The sequence below is a fragment of the Flavobacterium sangjuense genome (assembly GCF_004797125.1).
GTDB classification, from domain to species: domain Bacteria; phylum Bacteroidota; class Bacteroidia; order Flavobacteriales; family Flavobacteriaceae; genus Flavobacterium; species Flavobacterium sangjuense.
The window spans coordinates 2,397,884-2,414,235 of record NZ_CP038810.1 but is presented as its reverse complement, the minus strand read 5'-3'; the positions used below and the strand labels follow the sequence as shown (position 1 = coordinate 2,414,235).

Genomic DNA, 16,352 nt, shown 5'->3' with positions numbered 1-16,352 from the left:
ACTCGTGTTGTGATTTGAAGAGTTTTTTTTCCTTTAAACGATTTTTAGATAATTACTAAATTATTCTCTATAAGTTTGATTAGAATTTCAATACCACAATACTTCTACTTATGAAGAATATATTCAGCCCAGTATACAGACAAGATTATTTACAAGGTTTTTCAAATGGCCTAAATCCATATTTGAAAATAGAAGAAAATCAAAGCGATGCTTATGTTTTTGGTTTTAATCAGGGAAGACTAGATTATGAACGAATGAATGGCAAAATTATTCATGGTATTCCTAAATTGATTGTAACTAATAAAGTTTTAGAAGATTTTCTTTTGGCCGGAATGCTTGGAATTAGTATAAACGATGACGATTATACTGCTTTCCAGATTGATGTTATTTCTAAATGGTATCAAAGTGGAATCGAAAAATACAACCCCTATCAAAGCAGTTACCTTTTAGCGATTTTAGAAGAAAACGGAATAGATATAATTTAACCCAATTCATACAAAACAAAAAACCTGATGCTTTACACATCAGGTTTTTTTATTAGTCCAAAAAGGCCTTTTTAAACTCAGGTTTTATTCGGTTTTTAGAAGCTTGTTCATATCCATAGGCAAGGCTTATTATGTCTCCTTCCCGATAAGCGCCACTAAAAAATGAAAGCCCAACGGGTAATTCATAGACCTTTCCGCAAGGCACACTAATATGTGGATAGCCACTCATTGCTGCCGGAGAGGTTAAGAATACATCGCCCCAACGATCGCCGTATATAGTGTCAATGCTACAAGCCGGTCCCATTGTTAATCCCGTTATACCGTCAAGTTTGTTTTCTTTAATAACTGCATCAATCATCTTTTTTACATCGGTATGACTTTTTGCTAAAGCATTTAAATATTCTCTACTTTCTAACCCTGCTTTTTCCTGACACATTTCAAGTGTTTCCTGCTTGAAAGTAGGCATTACTTTAGCTTCGTTTTTTTTATTAAAAGCAATAACGTCTTTTAATGATTTCATATTGGAATTAGAAGTTGACAAATAGTTGTTTAGGCCATTTTTGAATTCAAATTTCATAATCTCAAATTCCGAATTGCCATTTGCATTAATCTTATCAAGATATTCGATTTCAACTATAGTGGCACCTTGCTGTTTCATGATGTTAGTTGCTTTTTCTAACAATTCGTTTAGAAGAGGATTTGAATATTTCTTTTTCTCTATGCCAATTCTTTTTCCTTTCAAACCATCAGCTTTTAAATATTGAGTGTATTTCCCCGTTGTTTTTCCATTACTTTCTTTAGTTACACTATCAGCAGCATCAATACCAATCATTGTTTCTAAAAGCATAGTTGCGTCTTTCACAGTTCTTGCCAATGGTCCGGCTGTATCCTGTGTATGAGAAATGGGTATAATACCTGAACGACTCAATAAACCAACTGTTGGCTTTATTCCCACCGTTCCGTTTGACGATGCGGGACAAACAACCGAACCGTCTGTTTCTGTTCCAATGGCAACAACACACAGATTGGCAGCAACGGCAGCACCTGAACCTGAACTGGAACCACATGGTGAATGATCGAGGATATAAGGATTTTTGGTTTGTCCGCCACGACTGCTCCAACCCGAGCAAGAGGAACTGGAACGAAAGTTTGCCCATTCGCTTAAGTTTGTTTTTCCGAGTAATACAGCACCGGCATCACGTAATTTTTTTACAATAAAAGCATCGTTAGAAGCAATGTTTCCAACTAATGCCAACGAACCAGCAGTGGTCATCATTTTATCTGCAGTGTCAATATTGTCTTTGATTAGTATTGGAATACCGTGAAGATTCCCTCTGATTTTACCATCTTTTCGTTCTTTATCCATTGCTTTGGCAATTTCTAAAGCTTCAGGATTTAGTTCAATGATGGCATTTAGCTTGGGTCCATTTTTATCTATGGCTTCAATTCTGTCTAAATAAAGTTTTGTGATATGCTCTGAAGAATATTTTCCCGATTTCATTTTCTCCTGAAGTTCTGAGATAGTGATTTCATTTAATTCAAAATCATCTTCAGTTGAAGTATCATTGCTGTCTGATTTTTCAGTATCCGATTTAGTGTTGCAGGATGTTGCAATTGTGGCTGTGATTCCAATAGCGGCAAGTGCTGTATTGGTTATAAAGTTCCGTCTTTTCATGATTTATTATTTAATAAATTACTGAAAGATAGTGAATTTACTCCAACATCAATTGCATAATCACAGAGTGCAGCCATCGGTCAAACTTAAATCCACTGTCCTTAATTATTCCAACAGTTTTAAAACCATATTGCTCATGAAAAGCGATGCTGCTTTCATTTTCAGCGTCAATTACACCAATCATCGTATGCAATTTTTGCTTTTTTGCTAAATCAATTAAGCTTTGCAATATCACTTTTCCTATGCCTTTACCATGTTCGTTTGGCGTTACATAAACAGAATGTTCTACAGTGAATTTATAAGCTTCCCGAAAACGAAACTCACTATAATAGCCAAAACCAACTACACATTCATCCATTGTTGCAACAATTACCGGAAATTCTTTGATTAGCTTTTCTTCAAAAATGGCTTGTTGCTGTTCTATAGTTCTCGGATTATAATCATATAAAGCAGTCGAAGTCGCAATATAATGATTGAGAATGGCAACGATGATTTCCGCATCCTGAGTTTGATAAGGTCTGATTTTGATTTCCATAAGCAAAAAGCTAGTTGTAAATGTAAGAAAACAAATTACAGTATTAAAAAAGAGATACAATTTGTATCTTTGTTTCCATTAAAAAGTAACAATGATTTACCCTAAAATACCTTTAGCACAAAGCATTATTGAAATATGCCACGCCAAAGGAGTTCACGATATAATTATTTCCCCAGGTTCCAGAAACGCACCGCTAACAATCGGGTTTACCAATAATCCAAAGTTTAGCTGCTATAGCATTGCAGATGAACGCTGTGCCGCTTTTTTTGCTTTAGGTATTGCCCAACAAACCAAAAAACCTGTTGCTGTAGTTTGTACTTCAGGTTCGGCATTACTGAATTATTATCCGGCTTTGGCCGAAGCGTTCTACAGTCAGATTCCATTTATTGTTATTTCGGCTGACAGACCTTTTGATAAAATTGATATTGGCGACGGACAAACCATTCGTCAGGAAAATGTTTTTATCAATCATTCGTTATACAATGCCAATCTAACCGAAGAAGCTTCAGAAGAAAATGATGTTTTTATCAATGAAGCTATTAATGTTGCCATTGCCCGAAAAGGTCCGGTGCATATAAACGTACCGTTTGAGGAACCATTATACGAAACAACCAACAAGCTTTCGGTCGATTTTAATGTAACCGGTTTGGTTATACCTCACAGATTAGTTGATGTTGATGATATCATTGCTTTTTCAACACTATGGAATCACAGCAAGAAGATTTTAGTTTTGGTTGGCGAATGTGCACCAAATTCCATAGAACAAAAATGGCTTGAGCAATTAGCGTCAATCCCATCGGTTGTTGTGATGACGGAAGCAACATCTAACTTACATCACCCAAGTTTTATAAACAATATCGATACACTAATAACGCCTTTTTCGCCATCTGAATTTTTGGAACTGCAACCCAGAATTCTTATCACCTTTGGCGGAATGATAGTTTCAAAAAGAGTAAAAGCATTTCTACGAAAATACAAACCAAGACATCATTGGCATATTGATGAGCATCGTGCCTATGACACCTTTGGCATTTTGACCAAGCATTTTAGCGTCAATCCAAATCAGTTTTTTAAACAGTTTTTGCCTTTTGTAAAAGACATCGAAAGCGATTACAAAGCCACTTTTCAAAACATTCATTCAAAACGAAAAGTAAAACATGCCGAGTATCTTTCTCAGGTTCCGTTTTGTGATTTAAAAGCATTTGAAAGTATATTGTCAAGTTTGTCAAATGAAATTCAATTGCAAATCAGCAACAGTACGGCTATTCGTTATGCACAATTATTCGATATTGATAAATCGATAGAAGTGTTTTGCAATAGAGGTACTAGTGGAATTGACGGAAGTACTTCAACTGCTATTGGCGCTGCTGTTGGTAGTCAAAAACCAACAGTTTTAATTACCGGAGATGTTGGCTTTTTGTATGACAGCAACGCGCTTTGGAACAATTATATTCCAAAGAATTTTAAAATCATTTTGATTAATAATGGTGGTGGTGGTATTTTTAGAATATTACCCGGACATCAGGAAACAGAAACCTTCAACAGGTATTTTGAAACTTCACATTGCCTAACGGCTGAGCATTTGGCCAAAATGTATCTGTTGGATTATGTAACGGCAAGTGATGAAGCTTCACTTAAAAAAGGATTGTCAAAATTGTACAAGCAAAACGACAAACCAATGATATTAGAAGTTTTCACTCCAACTCGTGAGAATGATAAACTATTGAAGGACTATTTCAAAGCTTTGGTATAAATTTATATCTTTACTAAAACCAACAGATTTGTGAGCAACACTAATAAACTTAAAATATTCAACGACCCAATTTATGGTTTTATCACCATTCCGAATACGTTGATTTACGATTTAATTCAGCATCCTTATTTTCAGCGTTTGCGTCGTATAACGCAAATGGGTTTGTCATATTTGGTTTATCCGGGTGCACATCATACTCGTTTTCATCACGCAATTGGTGCTATGCACATGATGCAGAAAGCGGTTGAGGTTTTGCGTTCAAAAGATGTTTCGATTTCCAAAGAAGAAGAGAATGCCTTATACATTGCGATACTTCTACACGATATTGGGCATGGACCATTTTCACATACTTTGGAACACAGCATCGTAGAAGTGCATCATGAAGAGATTTCAATGTTGTTTATGAACAAACTTAACGAAGAGTTTAACGGACAATTGAGTTTGGCAATCCAGATTTTTAAAGGAGAATATCACAGAAAATTCATGTTACAGTTGATATCAAGTCAATTGGATATGGATAGAATGGATTATCTGAAACGCGATAGTTTTTATTCCGGAGTAGCTGAAGGAAATATAAATTCGGACCGATTAATTCAGATGTTGAACGTGACGGATGATTTTTTGGTTATGGAAGAAAAAGGGATTTATTCAATAGAAAAATTCCTGATGGCAAGACGATTAATGTACTGGCAAGCCTATTTGCACAAGACAAGTTTGGTTGCCGAGATGACTTTGACTAATGCACTAAAAAGAGCCAAAGAATTACTTCATAAAGGTGTTGAGATAGAATGCAGCAAGCCGTTAAAACATTTTATGGAGCATAAAGTTACATCTGAAAATTTTTCTAATGATAATTTAGATAGCTTTTCGCAACTTGATGATTTTGACATTATTAGCGCATTAAAAAACTGGCAGCATCACGATGATTTTATCCTGTGCAGTTTGAGCAAAATGATTATCAACAGAGACTTATCAAAAATAAAACTCAACAGCGAAAAGTTTCCAAAAGAAGTATTGGTGGAAATGATTACCCGTTTTGCAAAAGAGCACAATATCACAGAACAGGAAGCCAAATATTTTATCTTTAAAGGAAAGATTAAAAACCAAGCTTACAGCAAAGACGCAGAACCAATTAGGATTTTGAAGAAAGACAAAACCATTGAAGATGTGGTTGAAGCTTCTGACCAATTGAATTTAAAAGCGTTGTCAAAACCGGTAACCAAGTATTTTATATGTTTTCCAAAACTACTTGACGAAAACTACCATTAAAATCGAATTTTTTATACTTTTGTGCCAATGAAATTTACAGCAGCTCAAATAGCGGGAATTCTTGAAGGCGAAGTGGTAGGTAACCCTGAAGCCGAAGTCTTTAAATTAGCTAAGATAGAAGAAGGAACTGAAGGTTCGCTAACGTTTTTAGCCAACCCAAAGTATGTTAATTTTATATATACTACAGCAGCTACAATTACCATAGTCAATAATGATTTTGTTCCTGAAAATGAGTTGACTACAACTTTGATTAAAGTCGAAGATGCTTATCAGTCTTTTTCAAAGTTATTAGAATATTACAATCAGGTTAAGTTAATGAAATCGGGCATTGAACAGCCATCAGTGATTTCGGAAAATGTGACTTATGGTGAACACCTTTATTTAGGAAGCTTTAGTTATGTTGGTAAAAACGTAACTATTGGCAACAATGTAAAAATATATCCAAACTGTTTTATTGGCGATAACGTAACGATTGGCGATAATTGTATCTTTTTTGCCGGCGTAAAAATATATTCTGAAACAGTGATTGGAAGCAATTGCAACTTTCATTCAGGATGTGTTGTTGGTTCGGATGGTTTTGGTTTTGCACCAACAGAAGACGGAACGTTTAGTAAAATTCCTCAAATTGGTAACGTAATCATTGAAGATGATGTTGAAGTAGGAGCAAACACTACTATCGACAGAGCTACTTTAGGAACAACATTAATCCGAAAAGGAGTAAAACTAGACAATCATATTCAGGTTGCTCATAATGTTGAAATTGGTGAGAATACGGTAATCGCAGCACAAACAGGTATTGCGGGTTCGACAAAAATAGGAAGCAATTGTATGATTGGCGGACAAGTTGGTATTGCCGGGCATATTACAATCGGAAATAATGTTCGTGTTCAGGCACAATCGGGTGTTGGGAAAAATGTTCCGGATGGCGAAGTGTTGCAAGGCAGTCCGTCTTTCGGATATTCGGACTACAGCAAATCGTATGTTCACTTTAGGAATTTGCCTAAGATTGTTGCTGATTTAGAAGAATTGAAAAAAAATAATAATACTAATTAAATAGCTTACCATGGTTAAACAAAAGACCATCCAGAACGAAATTTCACTCACTGGTGTTGGACTTCATACTGGAAAAGAAGTAAAAATGACTTTCAAACCTGCGCCTGTAAACAATGGTTTTACCTTTGTCAGAGTAGATTTAGAAGGTTCTCCGGTTATTGAAGCTGATGCTAATTATGTAGTGAATACACAGCGTGGCACTAACCTTGAAAAATTAGGCGTTAAAATCCAAACTTCAGAACATGTTCTTGCAGCTTTTGTGGGTTGTGATGTTGATAACGTAATTATTGAATTGAATGAATCTGAGCCACCAATTATGGATGGTTCTTCTAAGTTTTTTGTTGAAGCAATCGAAAAAGCCGGAGTTGTTGAGCAAGAGGCAGAACGTCATTATTATGTTGTGAAAGAAGTAATTTCTTTTACAGATGAAGCTACAGGAAGTGAAATTCTACTTATGCCTTCTGATGAATATCAGGTAACAACCATGGTTGATTTTGGTACCAAAGTTTTGGGAACCCAAAATGCTACCATGAAAAACATTTCAGAATTTAAATCTGAGATTGCTGATGCCAGAACGTTTAGTTTCCTTCACGAATTAGAAACATTATTGGATAATGGTTTGATAAAAGGTGGCGATTTGAACAATGCCATCGTTTATGTGGACAAGGAAATTTCACCAAAAACCATTGAAAACCTGAAAGTGGCTTTTGGAAAAGATTCTATTTCGGTGAAACCAAATGGAATTTTGGACAACCTGACTTTGCATTATCCAAACGAAGCGGCACGTCACAAATTGCTTGATGTTATAGGTGATTTAGCTTTAGTAGGAACTCGTATCAAAGGAAAAGTAATTGCTAATAAACCGGGACATTTTGTAAACACTCAGTTCGCGAAAAAATTGTCTAAGATTATCAAAATAGAACAAAAAAATCAGGTTCCCGTTTATAATTTAAATCTGGAGCCTTTAATGGATATTCATAAAATCATGAGTATTCTTCCGCACAGACCGCCATTTTTGTTTATCGACAGAATCATTGAAATGTCAGATAATCATGTAGTTGGTTTGAAAAATGTAACGATGAATGAAACATTCTTCGTAGGACATTTTCCGGGAGCACCGGTAATGCCAGGTGTAATCATCGTGGAAGCAATGGCGCAAACGGGTGGAATATTGATTTTGAGCTCTGTTCCGGATCCTGAAAACTATTTGACATACTTCATGAAAATTGACAACGTGAAGTTCAAACATAAAGTATTGCCGGGCGATACTTTGATATTTAAATGTGATTTGATTTCGCCAATTCGTAGAGGAATTTGTCACATGTCGGCTAGTGCTTACGCTAATGGAAAACTAGTAGCCGAAGCGGAATTGATGGCGCAAATTGCCAGAGTTAATTAAACGATAATAGATACCTTATGAACCAACCTTTAGCATACGTACATCCGGGAGCAAAAATTGCGAAAAATGTAGTAATCGAACCATTTACAACCATACACAATAACGTAGTCATTGGTGATGGAACCTGGATTGGCTCCAATGTTACCATCATGGAAGGCGCACGAATTGGAAAGAACTGTAACATTTTTCCGGGAGCAGTAATTGCTGCAGTGCCTCAGGATTTAAAATTTGGAGGAGAAGAATCACTTGCGGTAATTGGAGATAATGTAACTATTAGAGAGTGTGTTACGATTAATCGTGGTACAATTGCTTCGGGTCAAACTAAGATTGGAAATAACTGTCTTATCATGGCAACAGCACACATTGCTCACGATTGTCATATTGGTGATAATGCCATTATTGTAAATGGTGTAGCTTTGGCCGGACACGTAATTGTTGGAAATTACGCCATCATTGGAGGATTAGCTGCTATACATCAGTTTATCCAAATTGGTGATCATGCTATGATTTCCGGAGGTTCTTTAGTTCGTAAAGACGTTCCGCCATATACTAAAGCTGCAAAAGAGCCACTTTCTTATGTCGGAATTAATTCAGTCGGATTAAGACGAAGAGGATTTACTTCTGAAAAGATTAGAGAAATACAGGATATTTATAGAATTCTGTACCAGAAAAATTATAATACATCACAAGCTGTTGGGATTATCGAGGCCGAAATGTCAGCTTCACCGGAGCGTGATGAGATTTTAGATTTTATCAGAAACTCATCAAGAGGAATCATGAAAGGCTACTCTGGAGCTTAATTAAGGCACAACAAATAAACGAATAACCAAATTAACAAATAAAAAATGGCATCTACATCAGATATTAGAAACGGATTATGCATCAAGTTCAATCACGATATTTATAAAATCATCGAATTTCTTCACGTTAAACCGGGAAAAGGCCCGGCTTTCGTTAGAACTAAATTAAAAAGCTTAACCAACGGAAAAGTATTAGACAACACCTTTTCTGCAGGACACAAAATAGATACTGTTAGAGTGGAAACCCAGAATTTCCAATACTTATATGCTGAAGGAAATCAATTTCATTTTATGAATGTTGAGACATATGAGCAAATTACTTTGGATAAAAATATCCTTGATGCACCGGATTTATTGAAAGAAGGAACAAACGTAATGGTTCAAATCAACACCGAAACTGAATTGCCACTTTCTGTAGATATGCCGGCTTCGATTGTCTTGGAAGTTACTTATGCTGAACCAGGCGTAAAAGGAAACACAGCTACAAATGCTACTAAACCAGCAAAAGTTGAAACCGGAGCTTCTGTAAACGTTCCTTTGTTTATCAATGAAGGTGACAAAATCAAAATTGATACTGCTACCGGTTCTTATATGGAACGAGTAAAAGAATAGTTTTGAAATTCCCAAAAACACATACTTTAAAAGAAATCGCAGCCATCATCGGAAGCCAATATGTTGGTGCTGATGATTTTCCTGTGGAAGGCATGAACGAAATCCATGTGGTTACACCTGGAGATATTGTTTTTGTTGACCATCCAAAGTATTACGACAAAGCATTAGAATCGGCAGCGACCATTGTTTTAATTAATAAAGAAGTGGATTGCCCAAAAGGAAAAGCATTGTTGATTTCAGATGATCCTTTTAGAGATTTTAATACGTTGACAAAACATTTTCGTCCTTTTGTGGCGGCAAATGCCAGTGTTTCACAATCGGCCACTATTGGCGAAAATACAGTTATACAACCCAATTGTTTTATTGGACACAATGTAACCATTGGTAAAAATTGCCTGCTTCACGCGAATGTAATTGTCTATGATAACACTGTGATTGGCGATAATGTTATTATTCATTCGGGGACAATTTTAGGAGCAGATGCTTTTTATTATAAAAAACGTCCGGAAGGTTTTGATCAATTGCTTTCTGGTGGAAGAGTTGTAATTGAAGACAATGTTGGAATAGGAGCGTTGTGCACTATTGATAAAGGCGTTACCGGAGATACAACTATTGGAGCAGGAACCAAAATTGATAATCAGGTGCATGTTGGACACGATACTGTCATTGGTAAAAAATGCCTGATTGCTTCACAAACCGGAATTGCTGGTTGTGTAATCATTGAAGATGAAGTAACTATGTGGGGACAAGTTGGTACCACAAGCGGAATCACAATTGGAACCAAAGCGGTTATTATGGGGCAAACCGGAGTAACCAAATCGGTTGAAGGCGGAAAGAGCTATTTTGGAACACCAATCGAAGAATCAAGAGAAAAACTAAAGCAGTTGGCCAACGTTAAAAGGATACCGGAAATTTTAAACAAACTTAAATAAAGATGAGCGCTAAAGAAATCGTTCAGGAATTTTACAAATCAGATGCTTTGCTGGAAAGCGAAACTGTTGCCAAACTTTTGCATAATGATGTAGTTTTGGAGTGGCACAGTTCTAAAGGTTTTCTGAAACTTAAACACCAAGAGATAATTGATTTAACAACAGAATTAGGTAAAGCTTATGTTCGTTCAAAAGCCAGAATAACCCATATTATGGAAGATGGCAATACGGTTTCTGTTCGTTATTCACATTATGTAAAAACCATTGAAAACCCAAGAGAAGAGATGTTATTGGCTCACTTTATGGTTATTTGGGAATTAAAAAACAACAAGCTTTACAGAGGTTATCAAATGAGTCAGTTGTAATAATAAAAAAACTGAACACTGATTACCGAACACTGAACACTATTTCATACTTTTGTAACACTAAAAAATAAAAACAATAAACAAACCAAAAACATGAGCGTTTTAGTTAATAAAAATTCAAAAATAATAGTTCAAGGATTTACAGGAAGCGAAGGAACTTTTCATGCTTCACAAATGATTGAATATGGTACTAATGTTGTTGGTGGAGTAACGCCAGGAAAAGGTGGTACAACCCATTTAGACAAACCGGTTTTCAATACCGTAAAAGATGCTGTTGAAAAGGCCGGAGCTGATACTTCTATTATTTTTGTTCCGCCGGCTTTCGCTGCTGATGCTATTATGGAAGCTGCAGATGCTGGTATCAAAGTGATTATTGCTATCACTGAAGGTATTCCTGTAGCGGATATGATTAAGGCGTATGAATATATCAAAGAAAGAGATTGCCGATTAATCGGTCCAAACTGCCCAGGAGTTATCACTCCGGAAGAAGCAAAAGTTGGTATTATGCCGGGCTTTGTTTTCAAAAAAGGAACTGTTGGGATTGTTTCTAAATCGGGAACCTTAACTTATGAAGCAGCTGATCAGGTGGTGAAACAAGGTATGGGAATTACAACGGCTATCGGAATTGGTGGTGATCCAATCATTGGAACAACAACTAAAGAAGCTGTTGAATTATTGATGAATGACCCTGAAACCAAATGCATCGTGATGATTGGTGAAATTGGAGGTCAATTGGAAGCTGATGCTGCCAAATGGATAAAAGCTGATGGTAACCGCAAACCGGTTGTTGGTTTTATCGCTGGAGAAACTGCTCCAAAAGGTAGAACAATGGGACATGCAGGTGCAATTGTTGGTGGGGCTGATGATACAGCAGAAGCTAAGAAACGCATCATGAGAGAATGTGGTATTCACGTAGTGGATTCTCCTGCTGAGATTGGTAAAAAAGTAAAAGAAGTGATGGGATAACCCATTATTGGAAAATATAATTCAGGCCTCACATTTTGTGAGGCTTTTTTTATTCAATATTTTATATATATTTGGACATCAAATCATTCTTATGAAGAAACTTTACGCTTTCACTGCTTTTTTTATTGGTTTAATTAGTACTGCTCAGATAGTAAGCATTCCTGATGCAAACTTTAAAGCTAAGTTATTGCAGGCAAGCCCAACGAATCCAATCGCATCAGCAGAAGAATATATAAGTTATCCTGCTGTGAATACTTTTGTTTCTATTGATACCAATAGCGATGGAGAAATTCAATTATCGGAAGCATTGGCTATAAAGTTCCTTAACATCAATGCCAGCAATATTTCAAATTTAGAAGGGATAAGCAGTTTCAGTAATTTAACAGATTTATATTGCGGTGAAAATCATCTTACATCTTTAAGCCTGAATGCTTCACAAAATCTTAAAGGATTAGGATGCTACGATAACCAATTGACCACATTGGATCTTACAATTTTTCCCAACCTAAAAGGAATTGATTGCAGATTTAATCAACTGACAACATTGAACGTTAATGGACTAATCCATCTTGAAGGCATTGTATGCTCCTCTAATCAGTTAACGTCACTTGATATCAGTAATTTACCAAGTTTTTTAGATCTGGATTGCTCAGACAACCTGCTCACTTCCTTAAACACAAATGGTTCTGTTAATATTACAAATATTAGGGTTGACGACAATCCGTTTACTGAATTGGATTTTAGTCAATTGATTCACCTAAACCAATTGGATTTTGCTAATAATACCCAACTTGTTTATGTGAATGCTAAAAATGGAAGCAATGACGAAATAGAATTTGAAAATTGCCCTAATTTAAGGTACATATGCGTTGATGAGCCACTAGTTGCTGTAGTTCAGGCATATCTTCAATTACAGGGAATTGAGTTTTGCCAGGTAAATACCTATTGCAGTTTTACTCCGGGAGGAAACTTTTATACAGTTCAGGGTAATACTCATGTTGACTATGATAATAACGGTTGTGACAATGATGATTTGAATTATCCTAATCTTAATTTTATTTTCTCAAATGGAACAGCTTCCGGAAATATAATTGCGAATTCCAGTGGACAGTTTACTTTAAATTTTATTTCGGGAACGTATACCATAACACCTGTATTAGAAAATCCGGAATATTACAGTATTTCGCCAACCAATATAGAAGTAACATTTCCAGACCAAGTATCACCTTTGACACAAAACTTTTGTATTACGCCAATTGGGACTCATCAGGATGTAGAAATAATGATTTTTCCATTGACACCTGCAAGACCAGGATTTGATGCGAGATATAAAATTATATATAAGAATAAAGGAAATGTTCCTTCAACTGGAAGTATCAGCTTTACATTTGAGGATGATAGAATTGATTTTGTTTCGGCTACACCAGCACCAACAACTCAAAATTTCGGGGTGTTAAGTTGGGATTATGCTAATTCACTGCCATATGAAATACGGGAAATAATAACTACACTCAATGTCAATTCTCCTTTGGAAACTCCTGCAGTAAATATTGGTGACAAATTAGGTTTTACCGCAAGTATAAATCCATCAACAGTAGATGAAAATACAATGGACAATTATAGTGGCCTAAGACAAACAGTTGTAGGTTCCTTCGATCCAAATGACAAAACATGTGTTGAAGGTGATATCATTGGGCCTGAAATGATTGGGGAATATGTTCATTACGTAATCCGTTTTGAAAATACAGGAACGTACGCTGCTGAAAATATTGTTGTAAAAGATATCATTGACACAACTAAGTTTGACATTTCTACTTTAATCCCATTAAACGGAAGCCATAATTATACAACCAAAATTATGAATACGAATCAGGTAGAATTTATATTTGAAAACATCAATCTTCCTTTTGATGATGCTAACAATGATGGTTATGTTACCTTTAAAATCAAAACAAAACCAACATTAGTTGTAGGAGATACTTTTAGCAATACAGCAGATATTTATTTTGATTATAATTTCCCAATTGTTACCAATACGGCTACAACGACAATTACCGCTTTAGGAACACAGGACTTTGAGTTCAGTAATATATTTACTTTGTCTCCGGTTCCTGCGAAGAATAGCCTAACTATTACAACTAAGCAAGACATCATGATTTCTTCGGTAAATATCTATAACACACTTGGGCAATTGGTTCAGGTTATTACTAATCCAAACGAAACGATTGATGTTTCAGGATTGAAAACAGGAAGTTACTTTATTAAGATTATTAGCGATAAGGGAACTGCAAGCAGTAAGTTTATTAAAGAATAAATTAATTATGAAAAAACTCAGTACATTTTTGGTTTTATTTTTAGTTGGTATGACATGTCAGGCTCAGATTATTAATTTCCCGGATGCTAATTTTAAGGCGAAGTTGTTGGCGGCGAGTACGAGTAATCAAATTGGTAAAGATTTAGCTGGGAATTATATAAAAATTGATGCTAATAATAACGGAGAAATTGAAATAAGTGAAGCTCAACAAATATCATGGTTAGATGTTAATAACCAAAATGCAGCAGCTTCAGTTTTAATTTCAAATGTTACCGGAATAGAAAATTTTACAAATCTGGTAAGATTAAATGTTGCATATAATACCATTACCGCTATTAATCTCGCTCCCTTTACAAATCTGCAAGTTTTTTTATGTCAGTCAAATCAAATAACCTCTCTTGATTTTACAGGACTAACTAGTGTAACAGGTATAACAGCATGGCAAAATCAACTTACTTCTGTAAATGTAAATGGATTAGTAAATCTTACGACAGCTTGGTTTGATACAAATCAATTAACCACTGTAGATTTTAGTTCTTGCATAAATTTGAATAATGTTTACTGTACCAGTAATCAACTCGTGTTTATGAATATAAAAAACGGGAAAAATGAAGCAAACGTCGGTCTCGGTAGTAATCCAAATTTAAGATATATATGTGCTGATGAAGGTCAGTTAAATAATATCCAAAATCTTTTAGATGTATTTTCAATGACCAATTGTAACATTGGAACGTATTGCTCATTTACACCCGGAGGAAATTATTATACAATCCAAGGTAACGGTAAATTTGATTATAATACTAATGGCTGTGATTTGTTGGACATCCCTTATCCATACCTAAAACTTAACTTTTCAGGAGTGACTACCGGGAGTATGTTTGCAAATACATCAGGCAATTATTCAATACCTGTTTCAGCGGGAACTCATGCCATTACGCCTGTTTTAGAAAATCCAACTTATTTTACAGTTTCTCCAGCATCGACAGCTGTGACTTTCCCTAGTGCAAGTAGTCCATATACACAAGACTTTTGTATTTCTGCAAATGGAATTCACAATGATGTAGAAACATGGATTTATCCATTAACCCGAGCCAGAGCAGGATTTGATGCAAGATATAAAATTGTATACAAAAACAAAGGAAATCAAATGATGTCGGGAACGTTGACATTTGGTTTTGATGATGATTATATGGATTTTGTTTCGGCTTCACCGGCACCGGAAAGTATAAACTTTAGTTTGCTGACATGGAGTTATGTTAATCTCTTTCCTTTTGAAACACGTGAGATAGAAGTCACGCTCAATATGAACACGCCATCGGAGTCGCTTCCGCTTAATATTGGCAGCGTAATAAAATTTGAATCTACAATATTTCCATTGGCCGGAGACGAAACCCAAACGGACAATTCACACCGCTTACAGCAAGTTGTTGTGGGTTCATATGATCCAAATGATAAAAACTGCTTGGAAGGAAATATAGTTGGTGTCGAAAAGGTTGGTGAGTATGTACATTATATGATACGCTTTGAAAACACCGGAAATTATGCTGCTGAAAATGTTGTTGTGAAAGATATTATTGATACTGCTAAGTTTGATATTGCCACTTTAGTGCCTTTAAATGGCAGCCATTCTTTTATAACAAAGATTACAAATACAAATAGAGTGGAGTTTATCTTTGAAAATATCAATCTGCCATTTGATGATGCCAACAACGATGGTTATGTGGTGTTTAAAATTAAAACCAAGTCAACATTGGTGGTTGGAAATACTTTTAGTAATAGCTCAAGTATTTATTTTGATTATAATTTTCCAATTGTTACCAATACGGCTACAACGACAATTGCCGCTTTAGGAACACAGGATTTTGAGTTCAGCAGCGTATTTACTTTGTCTCCGGTTCCTGCCAAAAATGTGTTGACAATCACAACAAGACAAAATGTGATAATAAGTTCGGTAAATATCTATAATACACTTGGGCAATTGGTTCAGGTTATTACTAATCCAAATGAAACGATAGATGTTTCAGGATTGAAAACCGGAAGCTATTTTATCAAGATTATAAGCGATAAAGGAACGGCGAGCAGTAAGTTTATTAAAGAATAAAAAAGGTGTTGATACTAAATGTTTAGCAGAAAAAGCAAAACAGTATTTTTATAGCCTTAGCTTGGACAAGTTGTCGACGCAGCCTGAACAACTTCT

Annotated in this window: 14 protein-coding genes; 12 read left to right on the top strand and 2 right to left on the bottom strand. The window is 35.5% G+C overall.

Annotation, left to right across the window (positions count from 1 at the left end; translation table 11 throughout):
- Positions 1–110: 110 nt before the first annotated feature.
- Positions 111–485 (top strand): hypothetical protein, encoded by a 375-nt coding sequence (locus tag GS03_RS10680; protein ID WP_136152532.1) that lies wholly within the window; start codon positions 111–113, stop codon positions 483–485.
- Positions 486–537: 52 nt separating this feature from the next.
- On the opposite strand, the gene GS03_RS10675 is transcribed toward GS03_RS10680, so the two are convergent.
- Positions 538–2,160, bottom strand: a complete 1,623-nt coding sequence (locus tag GS03_RS10675) for an amidase (RefSeq protein WP_136152531.1) — start codon at positions 2,158–2,160, stop codon at positions 538–540.
- 37 nt (positions 2,161–2,197) lie between these two features.
- The gene (locus GS03_RS10670) at positions 2,198–2,695 is read right to left on the bottom strand and encodes a GNAT family N-acetyltransferase (RefSeq protein ID WP_136152530.1); all 498 of its coding nucleotides are present in this window, start codon (positions 2,693–2,695) and stop codon (positions 2,198–2,200) included.
- A 91-nt stretch (positions 2,696–2,786) separates the two neighbouring features.
- On the opposite strand from GS03_RS10670, the gene menD reads away from it, so the two are divergent.
- The 11 genes from menD (at position 2,787) to GS03_RS10615 (ending at position 16,256) form a co-directional block, all read left to right on the top strand.
- On the top strand, positions 2,787–4,448 hold the full coding sequence (menD, locus tag GS03_RS10665; RefSeq protein ID WP_136152529.1) for a 2-succinyl-5-enolpyruvyl-6-hydroxy-3-cyclohexene-1-carboxylic-acid synthase: 1,662 nt from the start codon (positions 2,787–2,789) through the stop codon (positions 4,446–4,448).
- Between the two features lie 30 nt (positions 4,449–4,478).
- Complete coding sequence (locus tag GS03_RS10660; protein ID WP_136152528.1) at positions 4,479–5,717, top strand: HD domain-containing protein; 1,239 nt, start codon at positions 4,479–4,481, stop codon at positions 5,715–5,717.
- A 27-nt stretch (positions 5,718–5,744) separates the two neighbouring features.
- The gene (gene lpxD, locus GS03_RS10655) at positions 5,745–6,770 is read left to right on the top strand and encodes a UDP-3-O-(3-hydroxymyristoyl)glucosamine N-acyltransferase (protein WP_136152527.1); all 1,026 of its coding nucleotides are present in this window, start codon (positions 5,745–5,747) and stop codon (positions 6,768–6,770) included.
- Positions 6,771–6,780: 10 nt separating this feature from the next.
- Positions 6,781–8,169 carry a bifunctional UDP-3-O-[3-hydroxymyristoyl] N-acetylglucosamine deacetylase/3-hydroxyacyl-ACP dehydratase gene (locus tag GS03_RS10650; protein ID WP_136152526.1) on the top strand — a complete coding sequence of 463 codons (1,389 nt, stop codon included), beginning with the start codon at positions 6,781–6,783 and terminating at the stop codon, positions 8,167–8,169.
- Positions 8,170–8,186: 17 nt separating this feature from the next.
- Complete coding sequence (gene lpxA / locus GS03_RS10645; RefSeq protein ID WP_136152525.1) at positions 8,187–8,969, top strand: acyl-ACP--UDP-N-acetylglucosamine O-acyltransferase; 783 nt, start codon at positions 8,187–8,189, stop codon at positions 8,967–8,969.
- 45 nt (positions 8,970–9,014) lie between these two features.
- On the top strand, positions 9,015–9,581 hold the full coding sequence (gene efp / locus GS03_RS10640) for an elongation factor P (RefSeq protein WP_136152524.1): 567 nt from the start codon (positions 9,015–9,017) through the stop codon (positions 9,579–9,581).
- Between the two features lie 2 nt (positions 9,582–9,583).
- Positions 9,584–10,513, top strand: coding sequence for a UDP-3-O-(3-hydroxymyristoyl)glucosamine N-acyltransferase (locus tag GS03_RS10635; protein WP_136152523.1), 930 nt, complete (start codon positions 9,584–9,586; stop codon positions 10,511–10,513).
- 2 nt (positions 10,514–10,515) lie between these two features.
- Positions 10,516–10,875: a nuclear transport factor 2 family protein gene (locus tag GS03_RS10630; protein ID WP_136152522.1), complete on the top strand. Its 360-nt coding sequence runs from the start codon at positions 10,516–10,518 to the stop codon at positions 10,873–10,875.
- Between the two features lie 93 nt (positions 10,876–10,968).
- The gene (gene sucD, locus GS03_RS10625) at positions 10,969–11,841 is read left to right on the top strand and encodes a succinate--CoA ligase subunit alpha (protein WP_136152521.1); all 873 of its coding nucleotides are present in this window, start codon (positions 10,969–10,971) and stop codon (positions 11,839–11,841) included.
- A 91-nt stretch (positions 11,842–11,932) separates the two neighbouring features.
- Positions 11,933–14,155, top strand: a complete 2,223-nt coding sequence (locus GS03_RS10620) for a DUF7619 domain-containing protein (protein WP_136152520.1) — start codon at positions 11,933–11,935, stop codon at positions 14,153–14,155.
- 7 nt (positions 14,156–14,162) lie between these two features.
- A complete protein-coding gene (locus GS03_RS10615; protein ID WP_136152519.1) occupies positions 14,163–16,256 on the top strand; it encodes a DUF7619 domain-containing protein in 2,094 nt (697 codons plus the stop codon).
- The last annotated feature ends 96 nt before the right edge of the window (positions 16,257–16,352 follow it).

What these genes read in the sequence shown, in the direction of transcription:
- menD (WP_136152529.1), top strand. Translation starts at nt 2,787, where the DNA reads ATGATTTACCCTAAAATACCTTTAGCACAAAGCATTATTGAAATATGC.
- GS03_RS10680 (WP_136152532.1), top strand. Translation starts at nt 111, where the DNA reads ATGAAGAATATATTCAGCCCAGTATACAGACAAGATTATTTACAAGGT.
- sucD (WP_136152521.1), top strand. Translation starts at nt 10,969, where the DNA reads ATGAGCGTTTTAGTTAATAAAAATTCAAAAATAATAGTTCAAGGATTT.
- GS03_RS10670 (WP_136152530.1), bottom strand. Translation starts at nt 2,695, where the DNA reads ATGGAAATCAAAATCAGACCTTATCAAACTCAGGATGCGGAAATCATC.
- GS03_RS10650 (WP_136152526.1), top strand. Translation starts at nt 6,781, where the DNA reads ATGGTTAAACAAAAGACCATCCAGAACGAAATTTCACTCACTGGTGTT.
- GS03_RS10620 (WP_136152520.1), top strand. Translation starts at nt 11,933, where the DNA reads ATGAAGAAACTTTACGCTTTCACTGCTTTTTTTATTGGTTTAATTAGT.
- lpxA (WP_136152525.1), top strand. Translation starts at nt 8,187, where the DNA reads ATGAACCAACCTTTAGCATACGTACATCCGGGAGCAAAAATTGCGAAA.
- GS03_RS10615 (WP_136152519.1), top strand. Translation starts at nt 14,163, where the DNA reads ATGAAAAAACTCAGTACATTTTTGGTTTTATTTTTAGTTGGTATGACA.
- GS03_RS10675 (WP_136152531.1), bottom strand. Translation starts at nt 2,160, where the DNA reads ATGAAAAGACGGAACTTTATAACCAATACAGCACTTGCCGCTATTGGA.
- efp (WP_136152524.1), top strand. Translation starts at nt 9,015, where the DNA reads ATGGCATCTACATCAGATATTAGAAACGGATTATGCATCAAGTTCAAT.
- GS03_RS10630 (WP_136152522.1), top strand. Translation starts at nt 10,516, where the DNA reads ATGAGCGCTAAAGAAATCGTTCAGGAATTTTACAAATCAGATGCTTTG.
- lpxD (WP_136152527.1), top strand. Translation starts at nt 5,745, where the DNA reads ATGAAATTTACAGCAGCTCAAATAGCGGGAATTCTTGAAGGCGAAGTG.